Annotated in this window: 21 protein-coding genes; 8 read left to right on the top strand and 13 right to left on the bottom strand. The window is 70.3% G+C overall.

The window, feature by feature from the left end:
- The first annotated feature begins 12 nt into the window (after positions 1 to 12).
- Both CRM89_RS09240 and CRM89_RS09235 read left to right on the top strand, forming a co-directional pair.
- Positions 13 to 789 carry an alpha/beta fold hydrolase gene (locus tag CRM89_RS09240; RefSeq protein ID WP_098083752.1) on the top strand — a complete coding sequence of 259 codons (777 nt, stop codon included), beginning with the start codon at positions 13 to 15 and terminating at the stop codon, positions 787 to 789.
- Between the two features lie 23 nt (positions 790 to 812).
- Complete coding sequence (locus CRM89_RS09235) at positions 813 to 1646, top strand: alpha/beta hydrolase (RefSeq protein ID WP_228821710.1); 834 nt, start codon at positions 813 to 815, stop codon at positions 1644 to 1646.
- Between the two features lie 117 nt (positions 1647 to 1763).
- On the opposite strand, the gene CRM89_RS09230 is transcribed toward CRM89_RS09235, so the two are convergent.
- The 3 genes from CRM89_RS09230 to CRM89_RS09220 form a co-directional block, all read right to left on the bottom strand.
- Positions 1764 to 3176: an NAD(P)/FAD-dependent oxidoreductase gene (locus tag CRM89_RS09230; protein WP_098083750.1), complete on the bottom strand. Its 1413-nt coding sequence runs from the start codon at positions 3174 to 3176 to the stop codon at positions 1764 to 1766.
- A gap of 25 nt (positions 3177 to 3201) precedes the next feature.
- The gene (locus CRM89_RS09225; protein ID WP_098083749.1) at positions 3202 to 5016 is read right to left on the bottom strand and encodes a DUF3556 domain-containing protein; all 1815 of its coding nucleotides are present in this window, start codon (positions 5014 to 5016) and stop codon (positions 3202 to 3204) included.
- Positions 5017 to 5096: 80 nt separating this feature from the next.
- Positions 5097 to 6554 carry a class I adenylate-forming enzyme family protein gene (locus CRM89_RS09220; protein ID WP_098083748.1) on the bottom strand — a complete coding sequence of 486 codons (1458 nt, stop codon included), beginning with the start codon at positions 6552 to 6554 and terminating at the stop codon, positions 5097 to 5099.
- Positions 6555 to 6731: 177 nt separating this feature from the next.
- Here CRM89_RS09220 and CRM89_RS09215 point away from each other — a divergent pair, with 177 nt between their 5' ends.
- Positions 6732 to 7964 carry a CdaR family transcriptional regulator gene (locus tag CRM89_RS09215; protein ID WP_228800417.1) on the top strand — a complete coding sequence of 411 codons (1233 nt, stop codon included), beginning with the start codon at positions 6732 to 6734 and terminating at the stop codon, positions 7962 to 7964.
- 6 nt (positions 7965 to 7970) lie between these two features.
- Here CRM89_RS09215 and CRM89_RS09210 read toward each other — a convergent pair whose 3' ends face one another.
- The 6 genes from CRM89_RS09210 to mftR form a co-directional block, all read right to left on the bottom strand.
- Positions 7971 to 10232, bottom strand: coding sequence for a SpoIIE family protein phosphatase (locus CRM89_RS09210; protein ID WP_011209747.1), 2262 nt, complete (start codon positions 10230 to 10232; stop codon positions 7971 to 7973).
- Complete coding sequence (locus CRM89_RS09205) at positions 10229 to 10867, bottom strand: SpoIIE family protein phosphatase (protein WP_011209746.1); 639 nt, start codon at positions 10865 to 10867, stop codon at positions 10229 to 10231. Before CRM89_RS09205 ends, CRM89_RS09210 begins: the two co-directional genes overlap by 4 nt.
- Complete coding sequence (locus CRM89_RS09200) at positions 10860 to 11285, bottom strand: ATP-binding protein (RefSeq protein ID WP_041560198.1); 426 nt, start codon at positions 11283 to 11285, stop codon at positions 10860 to 10862. The genes CRM89_RS09205 and CRM89_RS09200 overlap by 8 nt, the downstream gene beginning before the upstream one ends.
- On the bottom strand, positions 11263 to 11652 hold the full coding sequence (locus CRM89_RS09195) for an STAS domain-containing protein (RefSeq protein ID WP_011209744.1): 390 nt from the start codon (positions 11650 to 11652) through the stop codon (positions 11263 to 11265). Before CRM89_RS09195 ends, CRM89_RS09200 begins: the two co-directional genes overlap by 23 nt.
- Before the next feature lie 10 nt (positions 11653 to 11662).
- On the bottom strand, positions 11663 to 12568 hold the full coding sequence (locus tag CRM89_RS09190) for an STAS domain-containing protein (RefSeq protein ID WP_041560197.1): 906 nt from the start codon (positions 12566 to 12568) through the stop codon (positions 11663 to 11665).
- Between the two features lie 124 nt (positions 12569 to 12692).
- Positions 12693 to 13283, bottom strand: coding sequence for a mycofactocin system transcriptional regulator (gene mftR / locus CRM89_RS09185; RefSeq protein ID WP_098083746.1), 591 nt, complete (start codon positions 13281 to 13283; stop codon positions 12693 to 12695).
- Positions 13284 to 13347: 64 nt separating this feature from the next.
- On the opposite strand from mftR, the gene mftE reads away from it, so the two are divergent.
- Both mftE and mftD read left to right on the top strand, forming a co-directional pair.
- Positions 13348 to 14049, top strand: a complete 702-nt coding sequence (gene mftE, locus CRM89_RS09180; RefSeq protein ID WP_098083745.1) for a mycofactocin biosynthesis peptidyl-dipeptidase MftE — start codon at positions 13348 to 13350, stop codon at positions 14047 to 14049.
- Complete coding sequence (gene mftD / locus CRM89_RS09175) at positions 14046 to 15248, top strand: pre-mycofactocin synthase MftD (RefSeq protein ID WP_011209740.1); 1203 nt, start codon at positions 14046 to 14048, stop codon at positions 15246 to 15248. Before mftE ends, mftD begins: the two co-directional genes overlap by 4 nt.
- Before the next feature lie 24 nt (positions 15249 to 15272).
- Here the strand turns inward: mftD and CRM89_RS09170 are convergent, their stop codons facing one another.
- On the bottom strand, positions 15273 to 15743 hold the full coding sequence (locus CRM89_RS09170) for a MarR family winged helix-turn-helix transcriptional regulator (RefSeq protein WP_011209739.1): 471 nt from the start codon (positions 15741 to 15743) through the stop codon (positions 15273 to 15275).
- A gap of 249 nt (positions 15744 to 15992) precedes the next feature.
- On the opposite strand from CRM89_RS09170, the gene CRM89_RS09165 reads away from it, so the two are divergent.
- Entirely contained in the window at positions 15993 to 17669 is a 1677-nt protein-coding gene (locus CRM89_RS09165) for a fumarate hydratase (protein WP_011209738.1), read from the top strand.
- A gap of 433 nt (positions 17670 to 18102) precedes the next feature.
- On the opposite strand, the gene CRM89_RS09160 is transcribed toward CRM89_RS09165, so the two are convergent.
- Together CRM89_RS09160 and CRM89_RS09155 are read right to left on the bottom strand one after the other, a co-directional pair.
- Positions 18103 to 18378, bottom strand: coding sequence for a hypothetical protein (locus tag CRM89_RS09160; protein ID WP_127516106.1), 276 nt, complete (start codon positions 18376 to 18378; stop codon positions 18103 to 18105).
- The gene (locus CRM89_RS09155; RefSeq protein WP_228792009.1) at positions 18371 to 18709 is read right to left on the bottom strand and encodes a DNA-directed RNA polymerase subunit beta; all 339 of its coding nucleotides are present in this window, start codon (positions 18707 to 18709) and stop codon (positions 18371 to 18373) included. Before CRM89_RS09155 ends, CRM89_RS09160 begins: the two co-directional genes overlap by 8 nt.
- 348 nt (positions 18710 to 19057) lie before the next feature.
- Here CRM89_RS09155 and CRM89_RS09150 point away from each other — a divergent pair, with 348 nt between their 5' ends.
- Together CRM89_RS09150 and CRM89_RS09145 are read left to right on the top strand one after the other, a co-directional pair.
- Positions 19058 to 20029, top strand: a complete 972-nt coding sequence (locus CRM89_RS09150) for a hypothetical protein (RefSeq protein WP_041560194.1) — start codon at positions 19058 to 19060, stop codon at positions 20027 to 20029.
- Between the two features lie 16 nt (positions 20030 to 20045).
- Positions 20046 to 20930 carry a PfkB family carbohydrate kinase gene (locus CRM89_RS09145; RefSeq protein ID WP_060590661.1) on the top strand — a complete coding sequence of 295 codons (885 nt, stop codon included), beginning with the start codon at positions 20046 to 20048 and terminating at the stop codon, positions 20928 to 20930.
- On the opposite strand, the gene CRM89_RS09140 is transcribed toward CRM89_RS09145, so the two are convergent.
- Entirely contained in the window at positions 20911 to 21585 is a 675-nt protein-coding gene (locus CRM89_RS09140; protein ID WP_041560193.1) for a nucleoside/nucleotide kinase family protein, read from the bottom strand. The two genes, CRM89_RS09145 and CRM89_RS09140, sit on opposite strands and share 20 nt — an antisense overlap.
- Positions 21586 to 21624: the final 39 nt, after the last annotated feature.

Below are 21624 nucleotides of genomic sequence, written 5' to 3'. Positions count from 1 at the left end.
TCGGCCGAGATCATGCCCCAGACAGCACTGTTCCGCTCCCTCGCCCTGTGCGCGGTGCTCGCCGCGCCCGCACTGCTGCCCGCCACCGCCGCGGCCGAACCACCGACGGTGGTCCTCGTGCACGGCGCCTTCGCCGACCCCACGAGCTGGGACGGCGTGGCCGCCGACCTGCGCGCCGACGGGTACCGCGTGGTCGTCCCGGACAATCCGCTGCGCGGCCCGGCGTCCGACGCCGCCGCGATCGAGCGGGTGCTCGACGGCATCGACGGGCCGATCGTGCTGGTGGGCCACTCCTACGTCGGCGCCGTGGTGACCAATGTCGCCGACCCCGACGTGACCGCGCTCGTGTACGTCGCGGCGTTCGCGCCGCAGCAGGGTGAGCCCACCCAGCTGGCCCTCGACCCGATCCGCTATCCCGGCAGCCGCCTGCTGCCGCCGGCTCTGGCGGTCACCGCCCGCGACGGCGGACTCGAAGCCTACGTCGACCCCGCCCGTTTCCACGAGGTGTTCGCGCAGGACGTCGACGAGGCGACGGTGGCCGACATGATCACCCACCAGCGCACCCTGGCGCTCACCGCCAACCTCGAACCGTCCGGCCCGGCGTCCTGGACGACCACGCCCACCTGGTACGTGGTGGCCGCCGAGGATCGCGTCATCCCGCCCGCGTCCCAGCGGGCGATGGCCGCGCGCATGGGTGCCGAGATAAGCGAGGTCGCGGCCTCGCACGCCTGCCTGGTCTCGGCCCCCGGCGCGGTCGCCGACGTGATCGCGGAGGCGGCGCGACGATGAACCGGAACGGCCTGGGGCACAGCATGAGTCAGCACACCCTCGACCAGATCGCGCGCGCGAACGACAGCGGCAACACCCCGGTGGTGTTCATCCACGGGTTGTGGCTGCTGGCCCGCAGCTGGGATCGCTGGGCCGAGTTGTTCGCCGCGGCCGGGTACGCGCCGGTGACCGCCGGATGGCCGGACGACCCCGACACCGTCGAGGCCGCCCGAGCGCACCCGGAGGTGTTCGCCGGCAAGACGGTCGGGCAGGTCGCCGACCACTTCGCCGCGGTGATCGAACGCCTCGACCGCACACCCGCCGTGGTCGGCCACTCCTTCGGCGGCCTGCTCGCCCAGATCGTCGCCGGCCGCGGACTGTCGGCGGCCACCGTCGCCATCGACGCCGCCCCGTTCCGCGGGGTGCTGCCGCTGCCGATCAGTTCCTTGCGCGCCGCCGCGCCGGTGCTGGGCAACCCCGCCAACCGGCGCCGCGCGGTCCCGCTGACCTATGAGCAGTTCCGTTTCGCCTTCGCCAACGCCGTCGACGAGGCCGAAGCGAAGGAACTGTTCGAGAATTTCGCGGTGCCCGCGCCCGGCGCCCCGCTGTTCCAGGCCGCGGCCGCGAACCTGAATCCGTGGTCGGAGACCAAGGTCGACACCCACAATCCCGACCGCGGCCCGCTGTTGATCGTCTCCGGTGACCGCGACACCACCGTGCCGCACGCCATCTCGAAAGCCGCCTACGACAAACAGCGTGCCAACCCGGGGATCACCGAGTTCGTCGAGATCCCCGGGCGCGGACATTCGCTCACCATCGACAGCGGGTGGCCGACGGTGGCCGAGACGGCGTTGGCGTTCATTCGCCGCTTCGCCTGACCGGATATGCGCGGAGGTCGTTGCCGCCGAGGAGACACCCGCGCGCGATCTGCTCGAGCTTCTCGACCTGGCGAGCTGATCTGCGCAGGCCGAGCGGAAATCGGCAGGCGAGTGCCCTCACCGCAGGCGTCGCAGGGCTCGTTCGGCGGCGTTGGCTCCGCACATGCCGTGTGCTCCTGGGCCGGGTGGGGTGGCGGCCGAGCACAGGTAGTGGCCGGGGATGCCGAGGTCGTAGGGGTGCAGGGTGGGGCGGGGGCCGAAGACGAGCTGGCGGATGTCCTTGGCGCCGGTCATGATGTTGCCGCCGACGTAGTTGGGGTTGTAGTCGGCGAAGCCGGTGGTGGTGCGGGTCTCGCTGCCGAGGATGCGCTCGCGGAAGCCGGGGGCGAAGCGTTCGATCTGGGCGATGACGGCGGCGGTGGCGTCGCCGGTGTAGCCGTGCGGGACGTGGGCGTAGGCCCAGATCGGGTGGATGTCACCGACCGAGCGGTGCGGGTCGGCGAGGTACTGCTGCCCGACGAGCACGAACGGGCGGTCGGGCATGCGTCCGGCGTGCACGGCGCGCTCGCCGGCGGCGATCTCGGCGTAGTCGCCGCCGAGGTGCACGGTTCCGGCGCGGCGGGCGGCGGGGGCGGTCCACGGGATGCCCTCGGCCACCGCGAAGTCGACCTTGAAGGCGCCGGGTCCGTAGCGGAAGCGCCGGTAGGCCGTGGCGATCCGGTGGGGGAGGCGCTCGCCCATGATGTCGGCGACGGCGGTGGGGGCGAGGTCCCAGAGCACGATGTCGGCGGGCGGCAGGTCGGCGGCGCTGCGCACCGGTGTGCCGGTCTCGACGGTGCCGCCGAGCTTGTCGAGCAGGCTCGCCATCGCCTCGACGATGGATTGCGAGCCGCCTTCGGCGACCGCCCAGCCGTAGGCGTGGCCCGCGGTGAGGATGCCGAGTCCGATGCTGGCGCTCAGGGGGCGGTGCAGCGGGTGGAAGGCGTGCGCGGCCACCCCGCCGAACAGGGCCCGTGCCTGCGGGGTGCGGAAGACCTTCGCGAGCAGGTCGGCGGGGGCGAGCGCGGGAATTCCGAAGCGCGCCAAACGGATCGGGTGGTCGGGGAGGCGCAGCAGCGGTCCCATGACATCGGTGACGGTGTGTTCGAAGCCCGCCGCGGTCGCGCCGAACAGCGCGCGCCAGGTGCGGCCGTCGGGGCCGAGTCCGGCGGCGGTGGCGGCGACGTCGCGGTGCAGCACGCCCGCGCTGCCGTCGTCGAGCGGGTGCACGCAATCGAGCTCGGGCCAGGCCCAGCGCAGCCCGTACCGGTCCAGCTCGAGGTCGCGCAGGAACGGAGAGCCGACGGCCATCGGGTGGATGGCCGAGCACTCGTCGTGCAGCAGACCGGGCACGATAGCCTCCCGGGAGCGGGCGCCGCCGCCGAGGCGCGGCGCCGCCTCCAGCACGGTCACCGACAGTCCGGCGCGGGCCAGGACGATCGCTCCCGCCAAGCCGTTCGGGCCGCTGCCGACCACGACCGCTGTGCTCATCTCGACTCTCCGTTCCGTGTTCAGGTCAGCGCGCGGGCTGCGGGGCGGGCGTGCGGTCCGGCTGGGGGACAGCGCGTTCGGCGTCGTCCCTGCGCCAGCTCACCTCGGTCGGGATGGGCCCGTCCGGCAGCCACGGCTGGGCGTCGACCGCGTCGGCCACCCGCCAGCTGCCCCGCTCGATGACGCCCAGCGCCGCATCGATCACCTGGTAGCGCTGGACGCCGCGGTGGATCGGCTGCGACTCCACCCAGACGATGATCCACTCGCCCGGCTCGAATCCCACCCGCGACTGCACGGCCTGGACGAAGGTGTGGTCGTGCAGGTGGCCGTCACCGAAGTTGAACCCGATGATCGAGTTGCAGCCGAACTCGGCCTCGCGCACCGTCCAGCGGTCCAGATCCGGGATGTGCCGGTAGAGCACCGAGAACAGGCCGCGGCCCTGGCTGTGCATGGAGCGCCAGGCGATGGTCTGCTGGAGGGTGATCTCGGCGACGGCGGGGTCGTAGCCCATCGCCTGCAACTGCTCGAGCTGGTTGACGGTCGGCCGGTGCGGGAGCGTGTTCAGCTTCGCCTCCGCGCCCGGGGCGAAGGCCCACAGCGCCGAGGCCCAGTTGCCCGCGTACTGCCGCATCGAGGGCAGGAACGACACCAGGTCCGGGCGCAGGTTGCCCAGCACCGGGAAGAACGCCAGCGCCGCGACGATTCCGAGCGTCAACCACGGCGAGGACATGTCGCCCACCCCGTAGCCCGCGGTGACGGGGAAACCCAGGAACAGGAACACCGTGAGGTAGGCGAACAGGATGTTCCACTCCAGCGGCACGGCCAGCGGGAAGGTGGAGGTGATGAAGAAGTGGAACACCACCATCAGCACCACCCCGGCGAGGGTGAGGGCGTGGTTCGTCGAGAACAGCAGCACCAGCGGCGTGATGATCTCCACCGTCGTGCCGCCCACGTGCGCCAGGAACGCGGCCACCCGCGAGGGGCGCAGGTCGCGCGGGAAATCGCGGTAGTTCAGGCGCTTGGCCCACTTGGAGGGGATGCTCGGGCTGTTGGACACCATCGGCGGTACCACGTTGGCGAAATGCCTGCCGAACTTGGAGACCCCCGCGCCGATCCACACCGCGCAGATGAGCAGCTTGGCGGCGATGATCATGTCCACGAAGGGCAGGGTCGCGAAGAACAGCAGCGCGGGCAGGTACTGTTCGCCGCGCGCGGCCAGGAAGATCGTCTTGTCCCGCAGGCCGCACAGCACGTACAGCACGATCGGGGCGATCAGCAGCCGCGGGTCGATCAGCCCGGAGGTGTTGTCGGGCAGGGCGGCGCTCAGCGACGCACTCGGCGCGCCGGGTGCGAGGATCGCGACCAGCAGGCCGGCCAGGAACGCCACATACAGCACCACGTCGCCGATCGTCCTGGTGTCTCCGGCGGTGCCGGGCAGCCACCGCCACGGCCGCAGCCGGATGGTGCCCGGCCGGGCCCAGAACAGGATGCCGCCGGTCATCGGCTTGAACTTGCCGGCCAGCGGACCCCAGGACCCGGCGACCCCGACGGCCTCGAGCAGCACCGTCCACAGCACGAGTTTCTGGTAGACGATCGGCTCGTTCCACCAGTCGCCCACCGCCCAGAACGGGCCCACGCCGGAGGTGACCGTCGCGACCACCACACCGCCGAGCGCGTAGAGCACCAGCAGTTTGACGATGTAGACGGTGTGGATCATGCGCGGACTGCCGAACCCGTATTCCGCCCAGTGCAGCGCGAGCGTTTTCATGCGCTCCGCGAGCGGCCGGTCGAGAAATGTGTCCACGTCGACGGGCGGGAAATCGCCTGTTTTGAATCCCACGGGACGCACCCCTTTCTGAGGTGAATTCGGGCGCGCGGGAGCCGCACCCGTAAGCGGAGGAAATGGAAAGGAATTGTTGGTCAGACGGACGCGGAAATCGCGCGCAGCGCCTTCTTGTCGATTTTTCCGACCGCGTTGCGCGGCAGCGCGTCGGTGATGCGTACCGCGACCGGGACCTTGTCGCGGGCCAGGCTGCGGCGGCAGTGCGCGACCAGCTCGGCCTCGCTCACCGCGGTCCCGGGCATGGTCACCACGTGGGCGACGGGTACCTCGCCCAGCACCGGGTCCGGTGCGCCGACGACCGCCGACTCCAGCACCGCCGAATGGCTGTGCAGGACGTTCTCGATCTCCTTGGGGTAGATGTTCTCCCCGCCGCGGATGATCATGTCCTTGATCCGGTCCACCAGCACGAGGTAGCCGTCGGGGTCGAAGTAGCCGACGTCGCCGGTGTGCAGCCAGCCGTCGACCACCGTCGCGGCGGTGGCTTCCGGTTTGCCGAGGTAGCCGCGCATCACGTTGGCGCCGCGGATCACCACCTCGCCGCGTGCGCCGGGCGCGAGCAGCGCGCCGTCGGCACCCATGATCGCCACCGTCTGCCCCGGCAGCGGCACGCCGACGGTGCCGGGCTTGCGCGGACCGGCGGGCGGGTTGATGGTCGAGGCGCAGGTGCCCTCGGACAGCCCGTATCCCTCGACGATCGGCACGCCGAAGCGGGTCTCGAACCGGGCGATGAGTTCGGCGGGCATGGGCGCGGCGCCGCAGATCGCGCGCCGCAGCGAGGAGGTGTCGGGCCGCACCTCGGCCGGCTGGGCGACCAGCATGGCGTAGATGGCGGGTACCGCCGAGAAATAGGTCGGCCGCACCCGTTCGACCAGCGGGAAGAACGCCGAGGCGGAGAAGCGGCCCGCTATGGTCGCGCGCCCGCCGGTGAGCAGCGGCGACAGGATGCTCACCACGATGCCGTTGACGTGGAACAGCGGCAGCACCAGCAGGCTGTGGTCGGTCTCGTCCAGGCCGAGCGCGTCCACGATCATCGCGCACATGGCCGCGATGTTGGCGTGGTCGAGCACGACGCCCTTGGGCCCGCCGGTCGTGCCACTGGTGTAGATGATCAGGGCGGTGGCGTGCGGGTCGGCGGCCGCCGAGGGCGCCGGGACGTCGGCGTCGGCGTCCGGTCCGGCCACCCGCGCCACGTCGAGGAAGCCGGGGTCGCGCCCGTCCTCGGCGACGACCACGCGGGCGCCGGCATCGAGGATCTGGTAGCGCAGTTCGTCCTCGGTCGCGTCGGGCCGCACCGGGGTCACCGCGGCGCCGAGCCGCCACGCCGCGAACAACAGCACGACCAATTCGACGCGATTGGGCAGCACGACGGCGACCACGTCGCCTTTCCGGATTCCCCGCGAATGCAGCACGGCGGCGGCGGTGTCGACGCGACGCGCGAATTCCGCGTTGTCGAGTTCTTCGCGTTCGTCGCTCACACACGGTCCGTAGGGATTGGTCCGCGCGCGCTCGGCGGGAATGTCGATGACGTTTCGCACTGGTTCCTCACCATTCGGGAAAGGCGTTGTGATGTGGATTACAGTGCAAAGGTAGGGAATGGGAGCAGTGGCGGCTACGGGCCGCCGCCCCAGAAAATCGGGCCGCCGCTGTGCCACCGGCACAAAAGCCCGCCGGACCGGCGGGCAGCGGCCCGCGGCCGGGGTATGGTCCCCGGCATGACAGTCGAGGTCGAACCGCTCGTGCGCGCGGTCGCCGAGCGCGTGCACGCCGATTACCCCCGGCTGCTCGACGAGATGACCGGCATGTTCGTCGAGATGATCCCGGAATTCCGCCACGACGACGAGGTGCGCAGGCTGATGGTGGCCAGCACCGGCGGAAACCTCTCGGCCATCATGGATCTGCTGGCGCTGAGCATCTCCTTCGACGAGGTGTCCGTGCCGCCGGCGGCCGCCGAATACGCGCGCCGCTTCGCCCAGCACGGCATGTCCTTGGAGGCGCTGGTGCGGGCGTATCGCCTGGGCGAGCACATGTTCCTGCAACGGGCGATCACCGCGCTCGGCGAGCTGGGGCCCACCGCCGAACTGGCCCTGGCGACCACGAGCCACATCGCCGAGATGGTCAACCGCTACATCGACCGGGTGCTCGAGGGCGTCATCGATATCTACGAGAACGAACGGCAGCGCTGGGACGCCCGCTCCGACGCCACCCGCGCCGCGCAGGTCCGGGCCGTCCTCGACGGCGAGGGCCTGGACCTGGCCTCGGCCGAGCAGATGCTCGGAACCTCGCTGCGCGGTTGGCATCTGGCCGCCATCATCTGGACCCCGCCGGGCACCGCGGCCTCCGAAACCCTGCTGCGCGCCGGGGTGGAACTGCTGTCCGCCGCGACCGGCAAACGCCCGCTGACGATCCTGGTCGACGAGCACAACTGCTGGGCCTGGATCTCCTCGGCGGGCAAACCGGTGCTCGACGTCGACGCACTGGAAGCGAGCCTGCGCAGACATCCCGGACTGCGCATGGCGGTGGGGGAGCGCGATTCGGGGCTGGCGGGCTTCCGGCGCACCTTCCTCGACGCGAGCGCCGCCCGGGCGGTCGCGGTGGCGGCGCCGCGCGTGCGAGAACTGACGTTGTACTCGCGGGTCTCGGTGGCCTCGCTGCTGCTCGACCGGCTGCCGGAGGTGAAGGCGTGGGCGCAGCGCGTGCTCGGCGATCTCATGCGCGACGACGAATCCACCGCGCGGCTGCGCGACACCGCGCAGGTCTACCTGGACGCGCGCGGTTCGCTCACCGACGCCGCCGCCCGCATGCACGTGCACAAGAACACCGTGCACTACCGGGTCCGCAAAGCCGAAGAGCTGCTGGGACATTCGCTCACGGTCAATCGGCTCGAACTCGAACTCGCGCTGTTGGTGTGCGCGCAGTTCGGGCTCGCGGAGGCCGCGCGGCCCTGAGCGCGGTCAGCCGGAGCGGCGCTGGGTGCCGCGCAGCGGGTTCGCCACCGGTGATTTGATCGCGGGCAGCGTCACCGACATGCGGACGCGGGTGCCCGGGCCGGAATGGTCGATGTCGAGTTCCTCGGTGAGCGCGCGCATCATGTCCAGACCGCGGCCGCGGTAGCCGGGGTCGGGGGAGCGGGGCTGCCAGGTGCCGGTGTCGACGACCTCGATGACGAGACGTTCGGTGTCACCGTCGGGGTCGAGTTCGATCCGGGCCGCCAGATCGACCACCTCGCCGCTGTCGGCGGCGGCGCGGTAGGCGTGTTCGATGCTGTTGCTGCACGCCTCGTTCGCCGCGGCCACCAGGTCGGCGGCCAGGTCGTGCGGGACGGCGGCGGCGGAGAACCACGCCTGGAGGGTGCGGCGCAGCGCCGAGAGCCGGGTGGCCTCGGCGGGCACCCGCAGGTGCAGTGGCGCGGGCGGCTGCCGGTAGACCACCATGGCGACGTCGTCGTCGTATCCGGCGGCCGGGCTGAGTTCCCGCAGCACCGCGTCGGCGACCTCGCGCGGCAGCCTGCCGCCGGTGTCGGCCAGCACCGCGCAGATCTTGGCGAAGCCCTCGTCGATGTCGACGCCGCGCTGTTCGACCAGGCCGTCGGTGAACAACACCAGCGTCGAGCCGGGCGCCAGGGCGGTGGTGGCCTCGGGGCGGCGCGGCATCTCGAAGGTCGCCAGCGGCACCGAACGGCCGCCTTCGAGCAACCTGCCGGGCTTGCCCACCTCGGCCAGGATCGGCGGCATGTGCCCGGCGCTGCTGTAGCGGACGATGCCGCGCACCGGATCCAGCACGGCCACACAGGCGGTCGTGCACATGGCCCCCGGAATGCGCGCGGCCACGGTGTCGAGTTCGGCCAGCAACTGGGCGGGCCCGGCGCCGCGCAGCAGCAGGGCACGGCCCGCGGTGCGCAGCTGGCCCATCACCACCGCCGCCGACAGCCCGCGCCCGACACAGTCGCCGACGACCACGCCGATGGTGCCGTCGCGCAGCGGCACCACGTCGTACCAGTCGCCGCCGATCTCGAGCGGCGGCAGCGCGGGCTCGTAGTGCACCGAGAACCGGGGCGGCAGCTCGATCGGGCCGAGCATCGCCCGCTGGAGTGTCAGCGAGGTGGCGCGGGCCTGATCGAAGTTGCGTGCCCGCTGCACCGCGACGCTGAGATGACCGATCAGCAGGGAGAACAACGTCCAGTCCGCGCTGCTGATCGCGCGCGGGGCGGCGAAGCGCAACCACAGTGCGGCATCGCCGGTTTCGCCCAGCGGTGCCACGATGCCCTCGGAGCTGTCGGCCTGTTCGGGGATGGCCGACAGGCTGCGCGGTGGTCGGCGGCGGGCACGGTCGAGCAACCGACGGGTGGTGTCGTCGGCGGCGTCGGCACCCGCCTCCCCGGAGACGTACACCTCGGGCGCCCCGTTGCGGGTGGGCCAGACCATCACGACGGCGGCTTCCGCGCCGACGGTGCCGCGCAGTTCGTCCAGCCCGACCGAGAGCACCTCCACCACCGTGGTCGCCGCGCCGACCGCGGTCGCCAGCCGGGAGGCGGCCTGGTCGCGGGCCTGCGCGTCGTGTTCGGCGGTGACGTCGCGGATGGTGCCGACGTAGACCAGCTCGTTGTTCTCCGGCTTGACCAGCGCGCTGGTGCTCACCGCCAGCCACAGCCTGCGTCCGTCGCGGTGCCGGATCGGCAGCACGAACCGGGAGGCCTCGGTGCCCAGGTCGGGGTAGCGTGGCCCGTCCGGCAGCGACCACGGGTGCGGCAGTGGATAGGGCAGCCCGGCGGCCCCGTAGCCGGTGAGCGCGCCGAAGGCCGAGTTCACTTCGATGATGGCGCCGGTGGCGTCGGCGACGAAGAAGCCGTCCTGCAACGACTCGACCAGGGCGGTGCGGAAGGCGTCGCGGCCTGCCAGGTCGTCGGCGCGGGAGCGCTGCTGTTCGTAGCGGCGGGTGCCGTCGAGGTAGCCGCGGGTGGCGATGTCGAGCGCGGCCAGCGTCTGCAGCAGGAACTCCAGTGCGGTCTCGGCGACGCGCGGATCGGCGGCGGCGCGTTCGGCCTCGGCGGCCAGCCGGAAGTGGTGTTCGGTGAGGTCGAGCAGGCTGATGCCCTCCACCAGCGCCCGCCTGCCCAGGTCGTAGCCCTCGGTGAGGGTGTCGTGGGTGGGCGAATCCAGGTGCCGCCGAAGCGCTTCGGTGTAGTCGTCGAGAAAGCCGGGCAGCGCCTCGCTCATCGGAAGCCACCGCCGCCGTTGCTGCTGCCGCGACTGCGCGCGGCCAGCACGAGCGCGTCGTCGGTGTCTTTGGCGTAGCGGGCCAGCAGGTCGCCGGTGATGTCGGCGGTGGACTTGGCCAGGTCGATGCCCTCGGCCGCCTCGGCCACGATGCCGTCGGTGGCCATCAATAACAGATCACCCGCCCGCACCCGCACGGTCTGCGGTTGCAGCGTGGGCGGCAGTCGATAGCCGACGATGCCGCCGGTCAGCAGCGCGGTCGCGCGGACCGCCAGCCCGGCCGGACCCGCGGTGAGCACCCGGGATTCGACGTTGCCGACGCCGAGCCAGTGGATCGCGTCCTCGTCGAAGAGCGCCAGCGACACCGCCGCGCCCCGGGTGTCCGACATCGCCCGATGGCACAGCACCATGAGCACATCCAGTGGCTCGCCGCGGTTCTCGGTGAGCACCCGCACCGCGCGGTCGGTGGCGTCGGCCGCCGCGGCGCCGTGCCCGAGTCCGTCGATGACCGCCATCAACGCGGTGCCGCCGCCCGCGTCGAGCACCACACCGCGGTCGCCGGAGAGTTGCTGTCCCGGCAGTGCCCGACCGGCCACCGCCCATTCGACCCGGCCGATGAGCCCGTCCTCATGCACCGTTGGGTACCCACTTCCACATCTCCACCAACGTGCCGCGACCGGGCGCGGAATCGATGGTGAGCCGGTCCATCAGGCGGCGTGCGCCGGGTAGGCCCAGGCCGAGACCGCGTCCGGTGGAGTAACCGTCCTCGAGCGCGCGGGCGATGTCGCGGATGCCCGGGCCCTGGTCCTCGGCCTGCACGATCAGCGCCCGCCTGCCCTCGCGGTCGTCCACGAGCAGGCGGATCTCGCCGGTTCCTGCGTAACTGGTGATGTTGCGGGCGATTTCGGAGATGGCCGTCGAGATCATGGTGCGGTCGGTGAGGGAGAAGCCGAGTTCGGCCGCCAGCTCCCGTCCGGCCTGCCGAGCGGTCACGATGTCCTCCGACATCTTGACCACGATCACGACGTTCTCAGCGGCCACTGTCACGACCATCTCGCTGGCGACGTCTGGCGGACTTGCGCTCCAGCCACGCCAGCCCCTCCTCGAGGTCGAGGGCGGTGTGCATGTCCTCGAAGGTGAGTCCGAGTTGCACCATGGCGAAGGCGACTTCGGGTTGCAGCCCGACGATGACGGTCTCCGCGCCGCGCAACTGCGTCATGTGCGCGATGGTGCGCAGCGACCGCGCGGCGAAGGAGTCCATCACATCGATCGCGGTGACGTCGACGATGATGCCGTGCGCCCGGTATTTGCTGACCTGTTTCATCAGGTCGTCCTGTAGGCGCTCGGTGTCCGCGTCGGTCAATGCGGATTGGACCGACGCGATCAAATAGGTGCCTTGCTTGAGGATGGGTACGGGCATCGGTGACCGCTCAGCGCCCGTCGCGTTCGATGGACCGGTCGGTCACCCGGGTGACTTCGTAGCCGAGCAGCCGCTCGGCCTCCTCGATGCCGCCCTGCAGGTCGCCGACGGCGTTCATCTTCGACAGGTCCAGCCCGATCGTCACCAGCGTCAGCGCGATCTCCGAGGACAAGCCGGTGATGATCACGCTCGCGCCCATCAGGCCCGACGCGTCGACGGTCTGGACCAGGTGGTTGGCGACCGTCGAGTCGATCGTCGGCACGCCGGTGATGTCGATGACGACGACCTTGGCACGGTTCGCTCGGATGGCGCGCAACAGTTGCTCGGTGAGCTGGCGGGCGCGCTGGCTGTCGAGCACGCCGATGATCGGCAGGATCAGCAGCTGCTCGCGCACCTGCAGCACCGGCGTGGACAGCTCGCGGATGGCCTCCTGCTGCTGGCGGATGACGCGCTCGCGCTCCTGCACGAAGGAGATCGCCACGGTGCTCGCGATGCGGTTGGCGGCGGGTTCGTAGGCGTCGAGGACGTGGTTGAGCAGTTCGAAGTTGGACTGGTACTTCTCGAACAGCGAGCGCGCGAGCACGTCGCGCAGCAGCAGCACGATGCCGATGACCTCGTCGGTCTCCACGCCCCGGGGGATGATGCGTTCGGACAGGTCGCGGGCGTAGGCCTGGAGTGCCTCGACGCTGCCGGTCTCGAGCACCTCGACGTAGTTGTCGTAGATGGAGGTGGCCTCGGAGAAGATCTCTTCCGGGGTCATGGCGGTGAGCAGCTGGGCGTCGGTGATGCGCCGCGCCCACTCCTCGCGCAGTGCGGTGCGGTTCTGCCGCAGGTGCTCCACGAGCTGGGGCAGCAGGTTGTCGACCGGGCCCGCGGGAAGAGACTCCGCCGAAAGGCTCATGGACACCTCGGACATGGAAATTCCAGCCCCTTTCGACGGGTGAGACGGTCACACTGGTGCACTCGGACGTGGCCGAGCCCGAGCCTAGTCATACCCCATGGTGCTCGCGGCCCAAACCTGGGGTTTGCTCGCCCGGAGTTCACCTGTCCGTCGCGAAGCCGCGCTCGAGCGCCGACAGGGCCTGATCCAGGTAGACGGTGAGGTCCGCATCGGCGTTGCGCAGCCAGGCGTCGAAGGCGGCGCGGGCCGCGGCGAGGGTGGTGCGGCCCACCGCCAGCGGCACCAGGGCGTCCTCCGGCTCGCCGAGCCGTCGCGCGGCGAACGCGCTCACCGCGCGCTCCCAGGCGTCGTAGTGCGGGCCCGCGGTGGCCGCGAGCGCGGGCACGGTGGCGACCAGGTGCATCCGGGTGCGCAGTTCGGCGACGTCCTCGGCGCGATAGGTGTTGGCGTTCACCACGACTCGGCGCACCGCCGTCATCATCGGCAGCTCGTCGGGCACCGTGGCGAAGGCCGTGCGCAGCGCGTCGACCTCGGCGTCGAACTGGTGCCAGAGCACCTCGGCCTTGCTGGGGAAGTAGCGGAAGAAGGTGCGGCCGCTGATGCCCGCGGCGGCGGCGATGTCTTCGACCGTCGTGTTGTCGAAGCCCTGTTCGGTGAACAAGCGCATGGCGATGAGCTCGAGGTCGCGCTTGGTGGTGCCGCGTGGGCGGCCCGCCCGGGTGGTCGTCACCCACCGATTATGGCAGCCACCGTCGCTATTGATTTTGTCACTGACTGACGTTACTGTCGGCGCCATGATGGCGGACATCACATCTCCGGAGGCGGGCGTATGCGCGGCCGCCGGAGTGATCCTGGCCATCCCCTTCGGCGCCACCGAGCAACACGGCCCGCACCTGCCGCTGTCCACCGACACCGACATCGCCGTGGCGCTGTGCGCGGAACTGGCCGCCCGTCGCGGCGACGTGCTGGTCGCACCGCCGGTCCCGTACGGCTCGAGCGGCGAGCACGCCGGTTTTCCCGGCACCCTCTCGATCGGGCAGCGCGCGCTCGAACTGCTGGTGGTGGAGCTGTGCCGCTCGGCGACCGACACCTTCGCCCGGATACTGCTGGTGAGCGGGCACGGCGGCAACCTCGAGCCGCTGCACCGGGCCCAGGCCCTGCTGCGCTCGGAGTCACGTGACGTGCGGGTGTATCTGCCGCGGTGGCGGGGCGACGCGCACGCCGGACGCGCCGAGACCGCCCTGCAATTGGCGCTGACCCCGCACCGGGTGCGGATGGACCGCGCCGAACCGGGCGACACCCGCCCGCTGCCGGAGATCCTGCCCCTGCTGCGCGCGGGCGGAGTGCGCGCGGTGAGCGGCAACGGCGTGCTCGGCGACCCCACCGGCGCCGACGCCGAGCACGGCCGCGCATTGCTGGCCGCGCTCGGCGACGACTTGTTCGACAAGACCCGGCACTGGTGGCCGGAGACGACCCAGGAGAGGACTTCCCCATGAACGCGTGGTTCGAGACCGTCGCCGAGGCGCAACGGCGTGCGAAGAAGCGGCTGCCGAAGTCGGTGTACGGCGCGCTGATCGCCGGTTCCGAGCGCGGTCAGACCATCGCCGACAACGAGCGCGCCTTCACCGAACTCGGCTTCGCCCCGCACGTCGCCGGTCCGATCGGGGAGCGTGACCAGTCGACCACCGTACTGGGGCAGCAGATCTCGATGCCGGTGCTGATCTCACCGACCGGGGTGCAGGCCGTGCACCCCGACGGTGAGGTGGCAGTCGCCCGCGCTGCCGCGGCGCGCGGGATCGCGATGGGGCTGAGCTCGTTCGCCAGCAAGCCGATCGAGGAGGTGGTGGCGGCCAATCCGGCCACCTTCTTCCAGCTCTACTGGTGCGGCAGCAAGGACGAGATCAGCGAGCGGATGGCGCGCGCGGCCGCCGCGGGCGCGGTCGGGCTGATCCTCACCCTGGACTGGTCGTTCTCGCACGGCCGCGACTGGGGCAGCCCGGAGATCCCCGAGAAGCTCGACCTCAAGACCATGCTGAAGTTCGCGCCGCAGACCCTGGTGCGGCCGCGCTGGCTGGCCACCTACGCCAAGTCGGGGCGCATCCCCGACCTCACCGCCCCGAACATGTCCGTCGGCGGCGGGCCCGCGCCGGGCTTCTTCGGCGCCTACGGCCAGTGGATGGGTACGCCCGCCCCCGATTGGGACGACGTGGCCTGGATCTGCGAGCAGTGGAACGGCCCGGTGATGCTCAAGGGCGTGATCCGGGTGGACGACGCGCGCCGCGCGGTGGACGCGGGCGTCGCCGCGATCTCGGTGTCCAACCACGGCGGCAACAACCTCGACGGCACCCCGGCCGCGGTGCGGGCGCTGCCCGTCATCGCCGACACCGTCGGGCACGAGATCGAGGTGCTGCTCGACGGCGGCATCCGCCGCGGCAGCGACGTGGTCAAGGCGGTCGCGTTGGGTGCGCGCGCGGTGATGATCGGCCGCGCCTACCTGTGGGGCCTGGCCGCCAACGGACAGGCCGGCGTGGAGAACGTGCTCGACATCCTGCGCGGCGGCATCGATTCGGCGCTGCTGGGCCTGCGCAAGACCAAGGTCACCGACCTCGACCGCGGCGACATCGTCGTGCCCGAGGGCTTCGAGCGGGCGCTGGGCGTGCCCGCCTCGACCGTCGCCACGGCGGCCACCGCCTGATCCCCTGCCGACCGGCGCCTGCCGTCAGTTCCGCGGCGGCAGCTTCCGGTGGTGGGCGAGCAGCGTGTCGTAGATGTCGGCCAGCGCGGTGAGCTGATCGCGGTCGAGGACGTCGATCATGTGCCGCCGCACGCTGCGCACGTGCGCGGGCGCCGCGGCGGCCAGCACCTGTTCGCCCAGCGGGGTGAGCCGGGCCGCGGTGCGCCGGGCATCGTCGGGGATCGGCTCGCGCTCGACCAGCCCGCGCTTGTTCATCCGGGTGATCTGGTGGGAGAGCCTGCTCTGCGACCACTCCAGCTTCGCGGCCAGCTCCGCGAAGGTCAGCCGGTTGTCCTCGGGCTCGGCCAGATACGCCAGTACCGAGTACTCGACGTAGGTGAGGTTCGACTCGCGGAAGGAATCGCGCCCGACCGCGGCCGCGATGGTGTCGCGGGTGCGCACGAAGCCCAGCCAGGCGCGCATCTCGACCTCGTCGAGCCACCGGGGTTCGCTCACGGCACAGCCTCCACACTCCGACGCGTCGTCAGGACTGCCCTGCGGGCGGCTCGCGTCAGTCGACAGGTAGCACCCGACGGTGGCCACCGCAACCGTCGATCACAAAGGGTTGCCTAACTCCGAAGGCGGTCAACCGTCCTGGTTAGGCTTCGCTCTGCTTGTGACCAGCCGGGCTCGGGTCAAGGGCCGCCTCGACCCGCGCCGGACGGGTCCGCGCGAGCCGACGTCCCACCCGAAGGAGTGCGATCCGTGACCGCCCCGGAGTTCCGCTATTCAGATCTGCTGCCGATCGGCGCCGACGACACGCCGTACCGGCTGCTGACCACCGAGGGCGTCAGCACCTTCGAGCACAACGGTCGCACCTTCCTGCAGGTCGACCCCGAGGTGCTGCGGATGCTCACCGCCGAGGCGATGCACGACATCAGCCACTACCTGCGCCCCGCGCACCTGGCGCAGCTGCGCAAGATCATCGACGACCCGGAGTCCTCCGGCAACGACCGCTTCGTCGCGCTGGACCTGCTCAAGAACGTCAACATCTCCGCGGGCGGCATCCTGCCGATGTGCCAGGACACCGGCACCGCGATCGTGATGGGCAAGAAGTCCGAGGGCGTGCTCACCGGGGTCGACGACGCCGAGTGGATCAGCCGCGGCGTCTTCGACGCCTACACCAAGCTGAACCTGCGCTACTCCCAGCTGGCCCCGTTGACCATGTGGGAGGAGAAGAACACCGGCACCAACCTGCCCGCGCAGGTCGAGTTGTACTCCACCCAGGGCGATCCCGCGCACCCGTCCTACAAGTTCCTGTTCATGGCCAAGGGCGGCGGCTCGGCCAACAAGTCGTTCCTGTACCAGGAGACCAAGGCCATCCTGAACCCCGAGCGGATGCTGGAGTTCCTGGACGAGAAGATCCGCTCGCTGGGCACCGCGGCCTGCCCGCCCTACCACCTGGCCGTCGTGATCGGCGGCACCAGCGCCGAATTCGCGCTCAAGACCGCCAAATACGCCTCCGCGCACTACCTGGACAATCTGCCCACCGAGGGCTCGATGACCGCGCACGCCTTCCGCGACCTGGCGCTGGAGGAGGAGGTCTTCAAGCTGACCCAGTCCTTCGGCATCGGCGCGCAGTTCGGCGGCAAGTACTTCTGCCACGACGTGCGCGTGGTGCGCCTGCCCCGGCACGGCGCCAGCTGCCCGGTCGCCATCGCGGTGTCCTGCTCGGCCGACCGCCAGGCGCTGGCCAAGATCACCCCCGAGGGCGTGTTCCTCGAGCAGCTCGAGCGCGAGCCCGCCCAGTACCTGCCCGAGCAGACCGACGAGATCCTCGGCGGCGACGTGGTGAAGATCGACCTGAACCGGCCGATGTCGGAGATCCGCGCCGAACTGTCGAAATACCCGGTGAAGACCCGCCTCTCGCTCACCGGCCCGCTGGTGGTGGCCCGCGACATCGCGCACGCCAAGATCAAGGAACGCCTCGACGCCGGCGAGCCGATGCCGCAGTACATGCGCGACATGGCCGTCTACTACGCGGGCCCGGCCAAGACGCCCGAGGGCTACGCCTCCGGCTCGTTCGGCCCCACCACCGCCGGACGCATGGACTCCTACGTCGACCAGTTCCAGGCGGCGGGCGGCTCCTACGTCATGCTCGCCAAGGGCAACCGCTCGGCGCAGGTCACCAAGGCGTGCAAGGAGCACGGTGGTTTCTACCTCGGCTCGATCGGCGGCCCGGCCGCGCGGCTGGCGCTGGACTGCATCAAGAACGTCGAGGTGCTCGAATACCCCGAACTCGGCATGGAGGCGGTCTGGAAGATCGAGGTCGAGGACTTCCCGGCCTTCATCGTCGTCGACGACAAGGGCAACGATTTCTTCGCCGAGACCCAGAAGCCGATCGCGCTGCGCGTGCGCACCCGGTCCAAGGAACGGGTCTAGGGGAAGTCCCGGTCGACGGCGGGTGTCGATCCGCGCGGACACCGAACCGGTTGCGACACACCGGGCGTCGTGCGGACAGGTGGATGTCCGCCGATTCGCCGCAGCGGCAACGGGGTTCGGCGGTGCACCCTGGAGGGCGGAACGTCACGGGAAGATCTCGAACCCCCGCCGTTCCGATCGAAGGGAACCAGTTCGGCCGCGCGGCCGAACCGTTCGAGCCGGACGGGGTCGACGGCTGGAACACCCGAGCGGCGTGGCGTCGGGCTGTTCGCTCCCTGCACACGCGGGGAGAGCCCACCCGGGGATGTGTTTCGTCCCCGACCAACGCCCCGCGCTCATCGCCGAGCCCGACGGCCGGGACCGCTCACCCCGGCTGTCGGGCTCGACGGGGGAGTGCTTCGATCTCCGGTCGCGAACCGCGGTGGTGAGCGGATCAACGCTGCTTCCGGACCGCCCGCAGTCGCTGCCGGGTGCGGTGTATGGCGTCGGCCAGGTTCGTATCGCGTTCGCATTCGTAGTCGAGTCGTACGCGCTCCCACAGGGCACGGTCCATGAGATCGAAGCACTCGCCCAGCGGTAGGTCGGGCAGAGCGGTGACGCGGCCGTGCTCATCGACCAGGGCGCGCACCCGGACAGTGCCCTTGCTGACCGACCACCGTGCACCGGACGCGCCCGACCATGTCGAGTGCTCGACGCTCGGCTCAGCCACTTCGCACCGATCCGGGATCGACACACGCGCGGACAGCGGCGACGACGGCGAGCCCCGAGGGGCGGAACGGGTGAGTCGGTTCGTCCACCCACAGCCGGAAGCCAGCACTTCTCACCGTGGGTGAGGGCAGCGCGACCTCCGCACCCGCAGCGGCGACCAGGACATTGAGGCGGAAGAGCTCACAGAACAACGGAACATCGTCGGGAAGATCGGGCTGGACGAGGAACGTCCAGCGCTTGGATCGAGGATGCGAGATGACCGGACCGCCGCCGAGTGTGCGGTGTCGCAGATGCAAGCGCACCTGTCCGCCGAGCGCGGCGGGCATGGTCACCGCACCGACCGGACCGGCGCGAAACACGATCCGCTCGGTGTCGGGACGAACAGTCGCCGGTAGTGCGCATACGCGTCGGTAGAACTGGCACCGGCTGATCGGGGTATCGGACACTGGGGTGAGCACGGTTCCTCCGTGGCCATGGGCGGCGGACGAGATGCAGGGTCAACCGCCGAACTTGTGGGGCGGATTTGCCACAGGAAAAGTGTTCCTGGCCAACGCGTCCACTCTCGTCGCCATGTCGGTCCGATCTCGTCCGGTCCAGTCCGATCCCGTCCACGCGCAGAAGGCCGGCATTAGGATCGGGCCCGCCGGATCAACGGTTGGGAAGGGGACGGGGTGGGAACTGTGCTGAAGATGCTGCTGGATGAGCGGCATCTGGCCAGCCACAAAGACTTCTGCGATGCCTACCGTAGGCACGCGGCCGAGCTCGGGCCGGCCGGGTGGGGTGAGCCGCCGTCGCGGGCGCAGTTCTACAACTGGTTGGCGGGCGAGGTGAAGGGCCTCCCGCAGAACCATCACCGCCGAGTACTCGCCCTGATGTTTCCCGGCTGGTCGATCCCGGCACTGTTCTCTGCCGCCGACGCCCTGAGCCCCGAGCCGAAGCCGGGTGCCGGGGCCCAGGCTGGGCCCGAGGAGTTTCTGGGTGCCGAGATGGCCGCCCGCGGCGTGACCTTGGTGGTGCCCACCTTCGAATTGTCGACGCGATCGGTGGATGTGCTCGGCAGGGCAGGAATTCCTCGCCAGCACATTTTCAGCAAGCACGCGAGCGTGTTCAGCACCGCACATCGCATAGATGTCCCGACAGCGATGGCGGAGAACGATGTGCGCGGCATGCTGTATGTGATGTCGATGATTCAGCAACACGACGGGATCTCCGTGTCGATCCACAGCGACCGCGAGGTGGTCGTGGCATGCGACCGGCCCTACATCAGCTTCGGTCTCAGCTCCAACGATTGCACCCACCTGTATCTCGAAAGCAGCGACGAACCCTTGTTCGCCATCTGTGACTCCCCACCGGCCGCCGGCGCGTATCTCGAACATCTCGAGCTCGTAGACGGCAACCACTACTCGTCCGACGACCATCGGAACATCGGGATCATCGCCAGGGTGCGTCCTGCGCCGGACCTCCATCCGGGTAGGTACTGGTTCTTCTGCGCTGGACTTGGCGCCCGTGGCACGACGGGTGCGAGCTGGTATCTGGCCAAGCATTGGCAAACTTTGCAGGAACGAGCCACCGACCGAGAGTTCGTCGCGGTGATCGGGGTGCGGACGTTCTCGGATCAGACCGCCACGCTCGAGCACTTGCTGACCCGCTGACCAGAAGGAGCGCCGGGTGACCGCAGCCTTGTTCGTGGGCCTGTCCACTGTCGACATCGCCTATGCCGTCGATCGCTATCCTGAGGAGGACACCAAAACACAGGCGCGGGAACAATTTCTCGGGGCAGGGGGACCCGCGGCCAACGCGGCCGTCGCCTGCGCGGTCGTCTCGGGTGAGCCGACGGTGTTGGTCACTGCCCTCGGTCGCCACCCGCTCACCGAGGTCGCTCGTCACGACCTGGCCGCCCACCGGGTCACCGTGGTCGACGTGACGCCGGAGCGCGCCGAGCAACCGCCCGTCTCCTCCATCGTGGTCGCTCTCGAAGGACAATCGCGCACCATCGTCGGTCTCGACGCGGCCCGGACCCGCGCGCCGTTCACCACCGAGCTCGTCGAGCATGTCGATCGGGCTTCGATCGTGCTCGTCGATGGCCACCATCCCGAGCTGGCCATCGGAATGGCCCGGCGCGCCAAAGAGTTGGGTGTGCCCGTCGTTCTCGACGGGGGTCGCTGGAAGCCGATTCACGAGGACCTGCTGCCTCTGGTGGACGTGGCCATCTGTTCCGAAGCCTTTCGTCCGCCTGGGTTCGAGGGCGATGCCACGGCCCTGGTGGATTACCTTCGGGCCCGCGGGCCGACATGTGCCGCGCTCACCCGCGGACCGAAGGCGATCGTGTACACCGCAGGCGGTCGGCGAGGCTCCGTGCAGGTCACGCCGGTGGGCGGAGACGCCGACACGCTCGGAGCCGGCGACATCCTGCACGGCGCGTTCTGCGCGTATTTCCGCCGAACGGGTGACTTCGTGGCTGCGCTGACCCGCGCGGCCGCGGTGTCGACCCTGTCCTGCCGGACGTTCGGTACCAGGAACTGGGCGCGCGAACTCAGCGAGCTGAATGGATGAGGTAGCGACCGTCGATCTCCTGGAGAACGACGTCCGCTCGATCCCGCGTGCGCGCAATCGTCCTGGCGTTGGGCAGATCGCTGTCGGTGATCTTCGCCCGTGCCTGGTCGGGCGCTTTGCCGCCGCGCAGGTGACGCTCGGTCAGCCGCTCGAGGACGACCGACTCGTCGGCATCGAGGTACCACACCTCGTCCAACTCTCCTCGGGCCAGCGACCATCCGGGCTGCTCGAGGAGAAGGTAGTTGCCCTCCACGACGGCGAGACGCTGCTCGACGAAGACGATGGCATCGGGCACCGGATCGTGCAGTTGTCTATCGTAGATCGGCCAGGCCACGCGGCGGCCGAGCGGTGTCGCGCGTAACAGCTGCAGCCGTTCGACGAACCCGGCCACGTCGAACGTGTCGGGTTCACCCTTGCGGTGCCTCGCCCCGACGGCGTCGAGTACGGCGGACGACTTGTGAAATCCGTCCATCGGCGCGATCTCGGCCGGGATGGCCTGCTCGGTACTCACGGCGGCGGCCAAGATCACCGACAGGGTCGACTTCCCGGCTGCCGGGGGACCCGTGATCCCCAACAGATAGCGGCGCCCATCGGGGATGCGCGCGGCGACCTCCGCCGCGAGTTCGGCGACGGAGACCTCGGCACCAGCTCGCATCACGGAAGTCCTTTGCCCCAGAATCGAATCCGTGCACTC

It is taken from the genome of Nocardia sp. FDAARGOS_372, assembly GCF_002554515.1.
Lineage (GTDB): Bacteria > Actinomycetota > Actinomycetes > Mycobacteriales > Mycobacteriaceae > Nocardia > Nocardia farcinica.
Note: the sequence above shows the minus strand (reverse complement) of the source record. Positions and strands in the feature narration are given on the sequence as shown.

Excerpts from the sequence above, each read along its gene's own strand:
- CRM89_RS09240 (WP_098083752.1), top strand. The coding sequence starts at position 13 with ATGCCCCAGACAGCACTGTTCCGCTCCCTCGCCCTGTGCGCGGTGCTC.
- CRM89_RS09235 (WP_228821710.1), top strand. The coding sequence starts at position 813 with ATGAGTCAGCACACCCTCGACCAGATCGCGCGCGCGAACGACAGCGGC.
- CRM89_RS09230 (WP_098083750.1), bottom strand. The coding sequence starts at position 3,176 with ATGAGCACAGCGGTCGTGGTCGGCAGCGGCCCGAACGGCTTGGCGGGA.
- CRM89_RS09215 (WP_228800417.1), top strand. The coding sequence starts at position 6,732 with ATGACAGTCGAGGTCGAACCGCTCGTGCGCGCGGTCGCCGAGCGCGTG.
- CRM89_RS09210 (WP_011209747.1), bottom strand. The coding sequence starts at position 10,232 with ATGAGCGAGGCGCTGCCCGGCTTTCTCGACGACTACACCGAAGCGCTT.
- CRM89_RS09200 (WP_041560198.1), bottom strand. The coding sequence starts at position 11,285 with ATGGTCGTGACAGTGGCCGCTGAGAACGTCGTGATCGTGGTCAAGATG.
- CRM89_RS09195 (WP_011209744.1), bottom strand. The coding sequence starts at position 11,652 with ATGCCCGTACCCATCCTCAAGCAAGGCACCTATTTGATCGCGTCGGTC.
- CRM89_RS09190 (WP_041560197.1), bottom strand. The coding sequence starts at position 12,568 with ATGTCCGAGGTGTCCATGAGCCTTTCGGCGGAGTCTCTTCCCGCGGGC.
- mftE (WP_098083745.1), top strand. The coding sequence starts at position 13,348 with ATGATGGCGGACATCACATCTCCGGAGGCGGGCGTATGCGCGGCCGCC.
- mftD (WP_011209740.1), top strand. The coding sequence starts at position 14,046 with ATGAACGCGTGGTTCGAGACCGTCGCCGAGGCGCAACGGCGTGCGAAG.
- CRM89_RS09140 (WP_041560193.1), bottom strand. The coding sequence starts at position 21,585 with ATGCGAGCTGGTGCCGAGGTCTCCGTCGCCGAACTCGCGGCGGAGGTC.